The organism is Xanthobacter sp. BG11Y11_SDJG, from assembly GCF_057364445.1.
Map to the genome: position 1 here is coordinate 1 of NZ_JBNFNU010000092.1, position 12587 is coordinate 12587.

Below are 12587 nucleotides of genomic sequence, written 5' to 3' on the forward strand. Positions count from 1 at the left end.
GCCGTGGGCCGGCGCACCGAGACGCCGGGCAGGAAGGTGACGATGGCGGCGGCGCCCGCCAGTTCGCCCAGCATCGCCCCCGAGCGCGCCGCCACCGGCAGCGGGCAGGACAGCCCGCGCTTGGCGAGGTGCTGCATCAGGCCGAGGAAGAACGGCAGGTCCTCGCGCGCCACGCGCTTCTCGTAGAGCGTGAGGATGTAGGTCCCGGCCGTGGTCTGGACCAGGAAGTTCGAGTTCTCCACCCCCTCGGCGATGCCGTGGAACGAGGTGAGCGTGCCGATGTCGTAGAGGCTCAGCAGCTCGGCGATCTGCGCCGCCGAGACGTCGGTATAGACCGCCACGGCCTACTCCGCGGCGCTGGGGCGCAAAGCGCGAGGCAGGGGGAAGAACATGTCCTCCTGCGCCGAGGTCACGCTTTCCACGTCCACCGCGAAGCGCTCGGCGAAGGCGTCGATGATCTCCTCCACCAGCACTTCCGGCGCCGAGGCGCCGGCGGTGATGCCGAGGCTCGTGATGGCGCCGAACACCGACCAGTCGATGTCGCTCGCGCGCTGCACCAGCGCCGAGCGGGCGCAGCCCGCGCGCTCGGCTGCCTCGCGCAGGCGCTGGGAGTTGGAGGAATTGGGCGCGCCACCACGATCATGGCATCCACCTTGGGCGCCACCTTTTTCACCGCCTCCTGGCGGTTGGTGGTGGCGTAGCAGATGTCTTCCTTGTGCGGCTCGGCCATGGCGGGAAGCGCTCGCGCAGGATGGCGACGATCTCCGCCGTGTCGTCGATGGCGAGCGTGGTCTGGGTGGCGTAAGCGAGGTTCTGCGGGTCCGCGGGGGCGATGGCGCGGGCGTCGTCGGCGGTCTCCACCAAAGTGATGGCGCCCTCGGGCAGCTGGCCCATGGTGCCCACCACCTCGGGATGGCCGCGATGGCCGATGAGCAAAATGTGCCGGCCACGCTTGAAATGCACCTGCGCTTCCCGGTGCACCTTGGTCACGAGCGGGCAGGTGGCGTCGATGGCGAAGAAGTTGCGGTCCGCCGCCTCGGCCGGCACCGACTTCGGTACGCCGTGGGCGGAGAAGATCACCGGCGCCTTCGTATCCGGCACCTCGCTGAGCTCCTCGACGAACACCGCGCCCTTCTTCTTCAGGCCCTCGACCACGTATTTGTTGTGGACGATCTCGTGCCGCACATAGACCGGCGCGCCGTACAGCTTCAGCGCCTGCTCCACCGCGTCGATGGCGCGCACGACGCCGGCGCAGAAGCCGCGCGGGGCGCACAGGAGGATGCGGAGGGGCGGCTTGGCGTCCATCTCAGGTTCCGTCGGTGGCGGGGGCCGGAACAGCCCGCGCAACGCACCGGAGATGGGATGCTCCCGCGCGGCGTGTCAAGCGCGCAGGCGGCGCGGCCGGGCCATTTTACCGTTCGTGAACGCTGCGCGCGCCGGGCGGCCCGGTGGGGAATTGCAACTGGCGCGCCGTCCGCCTATGTTGTGGGCATCCCGGACATCGCGATTGGTGCCGTGGTCCGCCCCAGGGGAGGGCGTGCCGCAGAGCCCCCGTATCCCGAGCCCGCGCAGCACGAACCCGAACACCGCGCCGAGCGCAAAGACATCCGAGGCCGCCATGTCGACCAACGTTCCGCTGATGCCCAAGGCCACCGCCGTCTGGCTGGTGGACAACACGGCGCTCTCCTTCGAGCAGATCGGCGATTTCTGCAAGCTTCACCCGCTGGAGGTGAAGGGCATCGCCGACGGCGAGGTGGCCCAGGGCATCAAGGGGCTCGACCCCATCTCCACCGGCCAGCTCTCGCGCGAGGAGATCGCGCTCGCCGAGAAGGACCCGAACCGCCGGCTGAAGCTGCTGGAGTCGAAGGTGCGCCTGCCGGAGCAGAAGAAGCGCCGCGGCCCGCGCTACACCCCGGTCTCGCGTCGCCACGACCGGCCCAACGCCATCCTCTGGTTGCTGCGCAACCACGCCGAGCTGAAGGACGCGCAGATCATCCGCCTGGTGGGCACCACCAAGGCGACGATCCAGTCCATCAAGGAGCGCACCCACTGGAATTCGGCGCAGCTCCAGCCGATGGACCCGGTGACGCTCGGCCTATGCAGCCAGATCGACCTCGACATGGAGGTCCAGAAGGCCGCCAAGGACCGCCCCGCCGCTCCCGCCGAGGAGCGCGGCGCGACCCTGCTGCCCGCCGACGTCACCACCGCCCACGAGGAGGCCGAGGAGCCGCGCGGCAAGGGGCGCGAATCGCTCGACCTGGAGACCGTGTTCGCCAAGCTCGGCGGCTCCAGGAAGGGCGAGGACGACGACGAGGAGTGAGGCTGCCCGCCGCGCCGCACATTGCGGCCGCGGGGCCGGGTTTCCGGCGTGCGATGACGCACGCGCGCGGTCTGTGACGTTTCTCCCCCGGCCAGCCCGGTGCCTGAACGACAGGATTGTCCGAAGCCCCTGCGGGAGGCATTCTTTGCCGTTCGTGGCGCGCAGCTTGGTGCCGGTCCGGGCAACGCCGTCAGGGCCGGCCCTGTCTCGCGGCATCACGACCGTGCGGGCAATCCGCCTCGGTCCGGGGCCGCTGGCCCGTCGCTGCACCGGTCCCCGGCGGGCGCTCGGCGCCGAGGCGAGCGTGTGCCCGAGCGCTGGCCGGCATCGCCGGCTTCAGTGCCGCGCTGGAGGCGATCCGCGCCATCGTCGGGCTCGGGGAGGCTCTGGTGGGCCGCCTTTTGATGATCGACGCCCGCTCGATGCGCTTCGAGACGCTGAGCTACGCCTGGGACCAGGAAGCCCGCTGGCCGGAGAGACGGTGCGCATCACCGATCTTTCGGGGCATAAGAAGGCGGCCTCAGGTGTTTATGTTCTGAGCGGAATATCAGAAACAAATATTCTTGATTCTGGGTCATCGATACCGATTTGGCGCATTAGCGTACTAAATGCCTGATGCATAGTTAATGGATATTCAGATGGTCCAATGATAATTCTTTCAATAAGATTTTTGGGTCAGCACCAAAAAAGTCCTTTTCTGGATCGTGAATAAGTGGAATTTGTATATTTTCTGAGGGACGCCATTTATTGAAACTATTTCATCATTTATTGCACTAGATTTATACATGTTCGGAGAGTAATATATCCGCCATTCGCGTTCTTCAGAAAATCCAGGATGTTTTAAACATAAAATATCATTTATAAAAATCTTGAATAAAATGTTCGACAAATGATCTTTATCAATTGAGCGGATAAGATCAATATTATCTTCAATCGAAGAAATCATCTTTACCATGTTATCATAATAGATTTTCTTTGTTAAATATCTAACCGGGGCAGAAAATGCGCCAAGCTTATCAGTATCTGGCATAAACGGTGTGTTGTTAAGTATCAATGCAACTCCTGTTCCTTGACCGTATGCTCTCCACATCGATAATCGGCCATACTGATCTTCGCTATCTAAGTGTTCGGATATAGATATTAAATATGTATCGCGTTCAATATGTGGAATCCATCCATCTAGTTGATCTTCTAATTTCTGAATGATTTTCGAATCAATTTTATTTAATATCTGTTTCAGCTTCCCGCCGCATTCCTCTGATGTATATGCAGATAATAGGCAGTCTTTTCCATGCTGAATTTCCATAAAATCATTCATGGTAATTGCATTGCGCATCCAGATGTAAGGATTCTTCAAAATGCTCATAGCAACAGACGCGCTTGTGTAATGAGCGAATCGAGTATTTTGAGATTTTATCTTTCTTCGGGCAGAGACGTGATCTGGGCAAAGAATCTGAATCACCTGCTCAAAACGCGAGGTGTCTGTCATCCTTTAGCTCCATCGTCCTAGCAAAGGCGTACGCAAAACCAATCGCGGCCGTCAGCCCCTCACAGCATCGCCGGCAGCACGCGGTCGGGCGGCCGGTGGCCGTCCATGAAGGTCTTGATGTTGACGATCACCTTCTCGCCCATGTCCACGCGGCCTTCGAGGGTGGCGGAGCCGAGATGCGGCAGCAGCACCACCTTGCCCTGGCGGGCGAGGCGGATGAGCTTCGGGTTCACCGCCGGCTCGTGCTCGAACACGTCGAGGCCGGCGCCGGCGATCTCCCCGGCCTCGATGAGGCGGGTGAGGGCGTTCTCGTCGATCACCTCGCCGCGCGCCGTGTTCACCACGTAAGCGTGCGGCTTCAGCAGCTTGAGGCGGCGCGCGGAGAGCAGATGGTAGGTCGCCGGGGTGTGCGGGCAGTTCACGGAGATGATGTCCATGCGCGCCAGCATCTGGTCGAGGCTCTCCCAGTAGGTGGCGTCCAGCATCTCCTCGATCGCCACCGGCAGGCGGCGGCGGTTGTGGTAGTGGATCTGCAGGCCGAAGGACTTGGCGCGCCGCGCCACCGCCTGGCCGATGCGGCCCATGCCGATGATGCCGAGGCGCTTGCCCCAGATGCGGCGGCCGAGCATCCACGTGGGCGACCAGCCGGGCCATTCCTCCTTCTCGGAGATCATCACCTGCGCGCCCTCGGCGAGCCGGCGCGGCACCGCGAGGATCAGCGCCATGGTCATGTCGGCGGTGTCCTCGGTGAGGACGCCGGGCGTGTTGGTGACGGTGATGCCGCGGGTGAGCGCGCTCGCCACGTCGATGTGGTCGACGCCGTTGGAGAAGGAGGCGATCAGCCGCAGGTTCTCCCCCGCATGGGAGAGAACCGAGGTGTCGATGCGGTCGGTCACGGTGGGAACCAGCACATCGGCGGTCTTCACCGCCTCCACCAGGGCGGCATGCTCCATCGGCGTGTCGTCCTCGTTGAGGCGCACGTCGAACAGCTCGCGCATGCGCGTCTCCACCGTTTCCGGCAGCTTGCGCGTGACGACCACCAGCGGCTTGCGACGCACCATGGGCACTTCCCCATTCCCCATTTCTTAACCCTTGTGGTCCCGTCTATCAGACAGGCGGCGAAACACAAGGCGCGTGGGAGCCGCAGCCCTTGACGCGCGCGCCCGCGCGGCGCACCTCCAAGGCGCACCCCTCCCGCGATGCGAAAGGACGATGCCATCATGCCTTTACCGATCCGTCATTGCATGAAGAGCTTCCTGGTGAGCGCGCTCTTCGTCACGGGGCTTTGCGCCCTGGCGCCGGCGAAGGCCGCGCAGGACGGAACCTCGGGGCTGCCGGTGCCGCGCTTCTCCTCGCTCAAGGCCGACACCGTCAACGTGCGCAACGGCCCGAACAAGGACCACGACGTGGCCTGGGTGTTCCACCGGGCCGGGCTGCCGGTGGAGGTGACCGCCGAGTTCGAGACCTGGCGCCGCATCCGCGACGCGGACGGCGCCGAGGGATGGGTCTATCATTCCCTGCTGTCGATGCGCCGCACCGCTTTGGTCGCGCCCTGGCAAAAGGGCGAGACGGTGCCGCTGCGGAACGGGCCGAGCCCTGACGCCGCCGTGGTGGCGAAGCTGGAACCCGGCGTGCTCGGCGTGGTGAAGGCCTGCGACGGCAAGTTCTGCCGCATTTCCGGCGACAGCTTCGACGGCTATGTGGCGCAGACCCTGCTCTTCGGCGTATACCCCAACGAGAAGATGGAGTAGGCCGCCGGTCAAGCCAAAGACGGTAGCAAAGTAACGAAGGCCGGGCCGCATTTACCCGCGGGCCGGCTTCGGCTTATTTTCCGCCGGACTGACGCCGGCTGCGGCGCCCGCTGGGGGCGCGACGGTGGTCACGCAAGAGACTTCGGCGCCTCGGGCAAGCGCGCCTCATCAATGGGAGCCGCGGCATGACGCAGGCGCATCTGGACAAGCATGGACGGCCGGTGGTGGTCGTCACCGGCATCGGCATCGTCACCTCGCTCGGCCGGGGCAAGGACGACAATTGGCGTCGCCTGACCGCGGGCGAGTCGGGCATCCACACCATCACCCGCTTCCCCATCGAGGGCATGCGCACCACCATCGCCGGCACGGTGGACTTCCTGTTCGAGGGCCGCGTGCCGGCGCCGGACCTGTCCGAGAAGCTCGCCACCCTGGCGGTGGAGGAGGCCATCGCCGAGGCCGGCATCGGCGCCAAGGGCGACTTCCCCGGCCCGCTGTTCGCCGCCGTTCCGCCGGTGGAGCTGGAATGGCCCGAGCGCCGCGAGCTGGGCGAGGCGGTGGGCAAATACCCCCTGACCTATCGGGATCTGCTCGGCTCCGCCGCCTCCGGCAAGTTCCGCCCGTGGCACGAGCGCTTCATGTTCGGCTCGGTGGCCGACCGGCTCGCCGACCGCTTCGGCACCCGCGGCCAGCCGATCTCCCTCTCCACCGCCTGCGCGTCGGGGGCCACCGCGATCCAGCTCGGCGTCGAGGCGATCCGGCGCGGCGAGACCGACGTCGCCTTGTCGCTCGGCACCGACGGCTCGGTGCATCCCGAGGCGCTGATCCGCTTCTCGCTGCTCTCGGCGCTCACCACCGCCAACGACAAGCCCGAGGCGGCGGCGCGCCCGTTCGCCAAGAACCGCGACGGCTTCGTCATGGCCGAGGGCGCCGCGGCGCTGGTGCTGGAGAGCTATGCCCATGCGGTCGCGCGCGGCGCGACCATCCTCGGCGTGCTGGAGGGCTGCGGCGAGATGGCCGACAATTTCCACCGCACCCGCTCCTCGCCGGACGGCCGCCCCATCGTCGGCTGCATGAAGAACGCCCTGGCGGATGCCGGCATCACGCCGGACGACGTGGACTACATCAATGCCCACGGCACCTCGACGCCCGAGAACGACAAGATGGAATATGTCGGCCTGAAGGGCGTGTTCGGCGAGGAGAAGCTCGCCGGCATCCCGATCTCGTCCAACAAGTCCATGATCGGCCACACGCTGACCGCGGCGGGGGCGATCGAGGCGGCGGTGTCGCTGCTCACCATCGCCAACGGCCGCATCCCGCCGACCATCAACTACCACCTGCCGGATCCGGCGATCCCGCTCGACGTGGTGCCGAACGTGGCCCGTGATGCGACCGTGCGCCGCGCGATCTCCAACTCGTTCGGCTTCGGCGGGCAGAACGTCTGCCTGGTGCTGGCGGCGGAGCCGGCCTGAGGCGGCCCCATCCGCCTCCGCCTCCGCGCCGTATCAAGGGCGGGAGGACGCGATCCTCTCCCGCAGGTGGTGGCCTTCCGCTTCTCCCCCGGCGCGGGCTATATGACCGGTCCGTCCCGGCGACGGACCCGGTCGGCGCGCCCTGCGCCGTCCATCGCTGAAAAAGAACCGACCAGAGAACAAGAATGCGCGCCCTCCAGCTCGTCTCCGACCGCAAGCTCGAAATCGTCGACCTGCCCGAGCCCGACGCCCCCGGCGCCGGCGAGGTGCAGATCCGGGTGAAGGCGCTGGCGCTCAACCATATCGACGTGTGGGGCTGGCGCGGCATGGCGTTCGCCAAGCGCAAGATGCCGCTCGTGGTGGGCGCGGAGGCCGCGGGCGAGATCGTCGCGGTGGGCGCCGACGTGCGCGGGCTGAAGGTCGGCCAGACGGTCGCCATGTACGGCGCCATGACCTGCGGCCACTGCCGCCACTGCCTCGCCGGCCGCGACAACCTCTGCGAGAATGTGGGCGGCGTGCTGGGCTTCCACATCGACGGCTTCGCCCGCGACCTCATCAACCTGCCGGAGCGCCTCGCGATTCCCGCGCCGCAGGGGGTGCCGTTCGAGGACGCGGCCTGCGCCGGCATCACCTTCTCCACGGTCGAGCACATGCTGTTCGACAATGCCCGGCTCGAGGCCGGCGAGACGGTGCTGGTGCATGCCGGCGGCTCGGGCATCGGCTCCGCCGCCATCCGGCTTGCGAAGGACGTGGGCGCCACCGTCATCACCACGGTGGGCGACGACGAGAAGGGGGCCAAGGCGCTGGCGCTCGGCGCCGACCACGTCATCAACTACCGGCGCGACCGCTTCGAGCACGAGGTGCGCAAGATCACCAAGAAGGTCGGCGTCGACGTGGTGTTCGAGCATGTGGGCGCCGAGACCTGGAACGGCTCGCTGCTCTCCATGCGGCCGGGCGCGCGGCTCGTGACCTGCGGCTCCACCTCCGGCGTGAGCGTGCAGATGAACCTGATGCAGCTGTTCCAGCGCCAGTACAAGATCTACGGCTCGTTCGGCGCCACCATCCGCAACGTCTCCAACGGCCTTGAGAAGATGGGCCGCGGCATCCGCCCGGTGATCGACACCGTGGTGCCGCTCGAGCGCTTCAACGAGGGCCTGGAGCGCCTGGAGAGCCGGCGCGTGTTCGGCAAGATCCTGGTCGCGTTCTGAAGGCGGATGGACTTGAGCAGGTTCAAGCAGCGCTGGAAGCAGTTCCGGCACCGCGCGATCAAGCGGATGGCGCCGGTCACCGGCGCCATTCTGGGCGGCTATGTGCGCGGCTCGCTGTGGTGGCTCAGGCTATGGCCGCTGGAGGTGTCCTCCGCCGGCATGGCCTTCTGGGCGCGCCTGTTCGGTCCCCCTGTGGCCGCTCACCAAGGTGGCGCGCGCCAACCTCAAGGCCGCCTTCCCCGAGAAGTCGCCGCAGGAGATCGAGAAGCTGGTGCGCGAGGTGTGGGCCAATCTCGGCCGCCTGTGTGCCGAGTTCGCGCACCTCGACCACATCTGGGACTACGACCCCGGCAATCCCGGCAAGAGGGGCCGCATCGAGATCGGCAAGACCGACTTCTCGAACCAGGTGCGCGACGGCAGGACGGCGCTGTTCTTCTCCGCCCATACCGGAAACTGGGAGATGTGCGCCATTGCCGGCGCCGAGATGGATATCCTCGACGCGGTGATCTACCGCGAGCCGAACAACAAGAAGGCCGCGCAGCTGATCGAGGAGATGCGCAAGGGCACCATGCCCGATCTCATCCGCACCGACCGCGACGCGGCGCGCGAATTGATCCGCCGGCTGGGCCAGGGCCAGCATATCGGCATGCTGGTGGACCAGTACTGGACCGGCGGGCCGAAGGTGAAGTTCTTCGGCCGCCCCACCGCCACCAACCCGACGCTAGCCAAGCTGGCGCGGCACTTCGACTGCCCGGTCTATGGCTGGCGCGTGGTGCGCCTGCCCAAGGGGCGGTTCCGCGTGGAGTTCACCGAGGAGGTGGTGATGCCGCGCGACGCCGAGGGCAAGGTCGACGTCGAGGGCGCCATGCAGGCCATCAATGACGTGATCGAGGGCTGGGTGCGCGAGCACCCCGCCCAGTGGCTATGGCTGCACCGCCGCTGGCGGTGAGGCGCCGCCCCGCTCAGGCCGCCGCGCCGCCGCCGGGTGGTTGCCCATGGCGTCGCTGGCGAGCTTCGACAGCCGCTCCAGCGCGCCGAACAGCACGTCGGTGGAGAAGCCCACCAGGAAGGCGATGCCGAACGCGCCGGCGGAGGTGATGGTGGGCAGGTTGAGGTCGGTCGAGGCCGGCGTCCACAGCCAGGCGGCGATGATGCCGGCGAAGCCGCCGAGCGTGATGCGATAGAGAAAATCCAGGACCGAGGGATCCGGGCTCGCGGCGTCCAGGTAGCGCCGCAGGATGAACAGCATGGAGCCGATCATTCCGTAGAGCGCCGGCAGAAGCCATCGCCCGTAGAGGTCGATCGTCGACTTCTGGGAGATCATCTTGGCCGTGTATTCCTGCACGTTCAGGATGGTCGGACCGATATTGAGGGCCACCATGAGCTGCCTGATTTCGGTCAGATGGTCGCCGATCGCGCAGGAAATCCGCTTCTTTTCTTCCTGGGAGGCGCAAAGCCGCTCGATTTCCGGGATGCCCTCGATGAGCGGCCTCCCACGCTGCGCCGTGTCCGGCTGGCTGGAGGCGCCGATATCTCCTCGCCCGGCCGCCAGGTCGGGGCGATAGCGCTGCTGAACTTCGTTGAAATGCAGTCTGGCGCTTTCTGCCGACGCGTTGGCGATCGCCATCGTCCCCAGCGGCGGGCTGACAGTGGCGCTGCCCCCACTCTGCTCGGGCGCAAAAATGCCAGAGATCGCCGACCTGAAGCTCTTCACGACCGAAAACGGATCGCCGTCCACGACCTGCTGTTCCACCTGGCTGTAGGAGCCCATGCTCCTGCCGATCTGGCGCAGGTCGGCGACCTGGGTGATCAACTGATCGTAGAGCTTCTCGTTGCTGGGTGCCGTAAGCGCGTCGAAGCCGTTCTTCTTCAGCAGGAAATAGAGCTTCGCCGCCAGTTCGTCAGGCCGCGAGGCATGCAGCGCCTTGGTGGTGGCGAACAGGGTGCTGGTGCGCTCGTATTCGATGGTGATCTTTGCCGTCGTGAACACGATGAGGAGGCAAAGCACGGCGATCGCCGTGAGCCGGAACTGGTGCCCGCGCGTCCTGCGAAATGGCCGCCAGCCCGTCCGCAGGTCGCCAAGCGTCACCGGGGCGAGCCCGGCGACCGCATCGTTGAGGGCGAGGCGCAGGTCACCGATGGCCTTCGGGTCCGGCGCGGTGCCGGCATCCACCGCCGCCCTCACGCGGGCGAGCCGCTCGCCGAGATCGCGGGACCGATCCAGACGCCCGAGACAGGACGCCGCCTCCAGCACGAGGTCCGCATCCGCCAACAGCTGATCCGTGCCGTTGCCCATGGCATCCCTCGATCCTCGATGATCAGCGGACTCGCTTCACCCTAAAATCCCCTGCACCCAGCCATAGGGTCCCGGACAGCCGCAATAGGCGCCGGGGGGGCCGGGCGGCTGGGCCCAGCACCAGAAATAGGGGGTGAAGCAGATGGTGCCGGGCTGGTGCGGCGGCACCTGCGCCCGCGCGCTCGAGGAGGCGAGGGCTGCGACCATCACCATCAGGCCGAGGAGCCGCCAGCGCGTCATCGTCGAAGCATCCCGTCCCATGTGGTCTTCACCCGTTGGAGCGGGATGCTAGATGACACACGCATAGATAGCAATATTTGTTGAATCAATTTCAGAATGTGCCCGCGCCCCGCCTGTTTCGATCGACGCGCCCACCGGTCTTAACGCCCGGCGCGCCGTCCGCCCCTTGCCCCGCCTGCCGCATTCCTATAAAGCCGCGCTTTCCTTTTTCCCGAGGGGTCGGAAGGGATGAGCGCGCCGCGTGTGGCCGTCATCATGGGCAGCCAGTCCGATTGGGACACCATGCGCCACGCAGCGGAGACGCTGGCGGCGCTCGCGATCCCGCACGAGGTGCGCATCGTCTCCGCCCACCGCACCCCGGACCGCATGTATGCCTTCGCCAAGGGCGCCGAGGCGGAGGGCTTCCAGGTGGTGATCGCCGGCGCCGGCGGCGCCGCCCACCTGCCGGGCATGGTCGCATCGCTCACCACCCTGCCGGTGTTCGGCGTGCCGGTGGAATCGAAGGCCATGAGCGGCCTCGACAGCCTCTATTCCATCGTCCAGATGCCAGCCGGCATCCCCGTCGGCACGCTTGCCATCGGCCGAGCCGGCGCCACCAATGCGGCGCTGCTCGCCGCCGCCGTGCTCGCCCTCGGCGACGCCGGTCTTGCCCAGCGGCTCAAGGACTTCCGCGCCGCGCGCACGGCGCAGGTGGCGGAGCGGCCGGTCTGAGCCATGCTGGCGCCGGGCGATACCATCGGCATTCTTGGCGGCGGCCAATTGGGGCGCATGATCGCGCTCGCCGCCGCGCGGCTCGGGCTGAAGAGCTTCATCCTGTGCCCGGACAAGGACAGCCCGGCCTTCCAGGTCAGCGCCGGCCACATCTGCGCCGCCTATGACGACTTCGCCGCGCTGGAGGCGTTCGCGCGCCAGGTGGACGTGGTCACCTACGAGTTCGAGAACGTGCCGCTGGCGACCGCGGAATTCCTCGCCGCCCGCAAGCCGCTGGCACCCGGCGCGACGGCGCTCGCCACCACCCAGGACCGGCTCGCCGAGAAGCGCTTCGTGCGTGCGCTCGGCATCGAGACTGCCCCGTTCGCGCCCGTGGACGACCTCGCCTCGCTGGAGGCGGCGGTGGCCGAGATCGGTCTGCCGGCGGTGCTCAAGACGCGACGCTTCGGCTATGACGGCAAGGGTCAGGTCATCATCCGCCCTGGCGAGGATCTCACCGCGGCCTGGCACGCGCTTGGCCGCCAGCCGGCGATCCTGGAGGGCTTCGTGCCGTTCGAGGCGGAGGTCTCCATCGTCGCCGCGCGGCGCGCGGACGACGCCTTCGCCGCCTATGACGTGACGCGCAACGTCCACCGCGAGCACATCCTGCACACCTCCACCGTCCCCGCCGGGGTAAGCCATGAGACCGAGCGGGCGGCGCGCGCCATCGCCTGCGCCATCTCGGGAGCGCTCGATTATGTGGGCGTGTTCGCGGTGGAGCTGTTCCTGGTGGGGCGCGGCGCCGCCGAGCGCGTGCTGGTGAACGAGATCGCCCCGCGGGTCCACAACAGCGGCCACTGGACGCAGGACGGCGCCTCCACCTGCCAGTTCGAGCAGCACGTGCGCGCCATCGCCGGCTGGCCGCTCGGCGATCCGGCCCGGCGCGGCCCGACGCAGATGACGAACCTGATCGGCGAGGACGTGCACGCCTGGCAGACGATCCTCGCCGAGCCGGGCGCGCGCCTGCACCTCTACGGCAAGGACGGGGCGCGCGCCGGCCGCAAAGATGGGCCACGTGAAACCGCTTGGGCGCAGGCGAAGGCTGCTGAGCGGGGGCACCCCGC

General features: G+C 66.9%; 12 protein-coding genes and 1 pseudogene. 7 read left to right on the plus strand and 6 right to left on the minus strand.

Annotated elements, in window-relative coordinates; translation table 11 throughout:
* Nucleotides 1-341, minus strand: a 341-nt coding sequence (locus AC2W7M_RS10190; protein WP_486132124.1) for a phosphotransferase, incomplete at its 3' end; no start/stop codon positions are given.
* Nucleotides 342-344: 3 nt separating this feature from the next.
* A pseudogene (gene ispH / locus AC2W7M_RS10195) lies at nt 345-1305 on the minus strand (4-hydroxy-3-methylbut-2-enyl diphosphate reductase).
* 313 nt (nt 1306-1618) lie between these two features.
* Here ispH and AC2W7M_RS10200 point away from each other — a divergent pair.
* Entirely contained in the window at nt 1619-2320 is a 702-nt protein-coding gene (locus tag AC2W7M_RS10200) for a DUF1013 domain-containing protein (RefSeq protein WP_486132126.1), read from the plus strand.
* A 658-nt stretch (nt 2321-2978) separates the two neighbouring features.
* Here AC2W7M_RS10200 and AC2W7M_RS10205 read toward each other — a convergent pair.
* Both AC2W7M_RS10205 and AC2W7M_RS10210 read right to left on the minus strand, forming a co-directional pair.
* A complete protein-coding gene (locus AC2W7M_RS10205; protein ID WP_486132128.1) occupies nt 2979-3809 on the minus strand; it encodes a DUF2971 domain-containing protein in 831 nt (276 codons plus the stop codon).
* 59 nt (nt 3810-3868) lie between these two features.
* Nucleotides 3869-4870, minus strand: coding sequence for a 2-hydroxyacid dehydrogenase (locus AC2W7M_RS10210; RefSeq protein WP_486132129.1), 1002 nt, complete (start codon nt 4868-4870; stop codon nt 3869-3871).
* Between the two features lie 159 nt (nt 4871-5029).
* Here AC2W7M_RS10210 and AC2W7M_RS10215 point away from each other — a divergent pair, with 159 nt between their 5' ends.
* The 4 genes from AC2W7M_RS10215 to AC2W7M_RS10230 all read left to right on the plus strand — a co-directional run bounded on the left by AC2W7M_RS10215 (nt 5030) and on the right by AC2W7M_RS10230 (nt 9186).
* Nucleotides 5030-5560 carry an SH3 domain-containing protein gene (locus tag AC2W7M_RS10215; RefSeq protein ID WP_486132131.1) on the plus strand — a complete coding sequence of 177 codons (531 nt, stop codon included), beginning with the start codon at nt 5030-5032 and terminating at the stop codon, nt 5558-5560.
* Nucleotides 5561-5745: 185 nt separating this feature from the next.
* Nucleotides 5746-7029: a beta-ketoacyl-ACP synthase gene (locus AC2W7M_RS10220; RefSeq protein ID WP_486132133.1), complete on the plus strand. Its 1284-nt coding sequence runs from the start codon at nt 5746-5748 to the stop codon at nt 7027-7029.
* A gap of 185 nt (nt 7030-7214) precedes the next feature.
* On the plus strand, nt 7215-8237 hold the full coding sequence (locus tag AC2W7M_RS10225; protein WP_486132135.1) for a zinc-binding dehydrogenase: 1023 nt from the start codon (nt 7215-7217) through the stop codon (nt 8235-8237).
* 208 nt (nt 8238-8445) lie between these two features.
* The gene (locus AC2W7M_RS10230) at nt 8446-9186 is read left to right on the plus strand and encodes a lipid A biosynthesis lauroyl acyltransferase (RefSeq protein ID WP_486132137.1); all 741 of its coding nucleotides are present in this window, start codon (nt 8446-8448) and stop codon (nt 9184-9186) included.
* Here the strand turns inward: AC2W7M_RS10230 and AC2W7M_RS10235 are convergent.
* Both AC2W7M_RS10235 and AC2W7M_RS10240 read right to left on the minus strand, forming a co-directional pair.
* Nucleotides 9160-10533: a hypothetical protein gene (locus tag AC2W7M_RS10235; RefSeq protein WP_486132139.1), complete on the minus strand. Its 1374-nt coding sequence runs from the start codon at nt 10531-10533 to the stop codon at nt 9160-9162. The genes AC2W7M_RS10230 and AC2W7M_RS10235 overlap by 27 nt on opposite strands.
* A gap of 36 nt (nt 10534-10569) precedes the next feature.
* Nucleotides 10570-10773, minus strand: coding sequence for a hypothetical protein (locus AC2W7M_RS10240; protein WP_486132141.1), 204 nt, complete (start codon nt 10771-10773; stop codon nt 10570-10572).
* A gap of 228 nt (nt 10774-11001) precedes the next feature.
* Between AC2W7M_RS10240 and purE the strand changes: the two genes are divergently transcribed.
* Nucleotides 11002-11484 (plus strand): 5-(carboxyamino)imidazole ribonucleotide mutase, encoded by a 483-nt coding sequence (gene purE / locus AC2W7M_RS10245; RefSeq protein ID WP_486132143.1) that lies wholly within the window; start codon nt 11002-11004, stop codon nt 11482-11484.
* Between the two features lie 3 nt (nt 11485-11487).
* The coding region (locus AC2W7M_RS10250; protein WP_486132145.1) for a 5-(carboxyamino)imidazole ribonucleotide synthase at nt 11488-12587 on the plus strand (1100 nt) is incomplete at its 3' end.

Excerpts from the sequence above, each read along its gene's own strand:
- AC2W7M_RS10200 (WP_486132126.1), top strand. The coding sequence starts at position 1,619 with ATGTCGACCAACGTTCCGCTGATGCCCAAGGCCACCGCCGTCTGGCTG.
- AC2W7M_RS10205 (WP_486132128.1), bottom strand. The coding sequence starts at position 3,809 with ATGACAGACACCTCGCGTTTTGAGCAGGTGATTCAGATTCTTTGCCCA.
- AC2W7M_RS10210 (WP_486132129.1), bottom strand. The coding sequence starts at position 4,870 with ATGGTGCGTCGCAAGCCGCTGGTGGTCGTCACGCGCAAGCTGCCGGAA.
- AC2W7M_RS10215 (WP_486132131.1), top strand. The coding sequence starts at position 5,030 with ATGCCTTTACCGATCCGTCATTGCATGAAGAGCTTCCTGGTGAGCGCG.
- AC2W7M_RS10220 (WP_486132133.1), top strand. The coding sequence starts at position 5,746 with ATGACGCAGGCGCATCTGGACAAGCATGGACGGCCGGTGGTGGTCGTC.
- AC2W7M_RS10225 (WP_486132135.1), top strand. The coding sequence starts at position 7,215 with ATGCGCGCCCTCCAGCTCGTCTCCGACCGCAAGCTCGAAATCGTCGAC.
- AC2W7M_RS10235 (WP_486132139.1), bottom strand. The coding sequence starts at position 10,533 with ATGGGCAACGGCACGGATCAGCTGTTGGCGGATGCGGACCTCGTGCTG.
- AC2W7M_RS10240 (WP_486132141.1), bottom strand. The coding sequence starts at position 10,773 with ATGACGCGCTGGCGGCTCCTCGGCCTGATGGTGATGGTCGCAGCCCTC.
- purE (WP_486132143.1), top strand. The coding sequence starts at position 11,002 with ATGAGCGCGCCGCGTGTGGCCGTCATCATGGGCAGCCAGTCCGATTGG.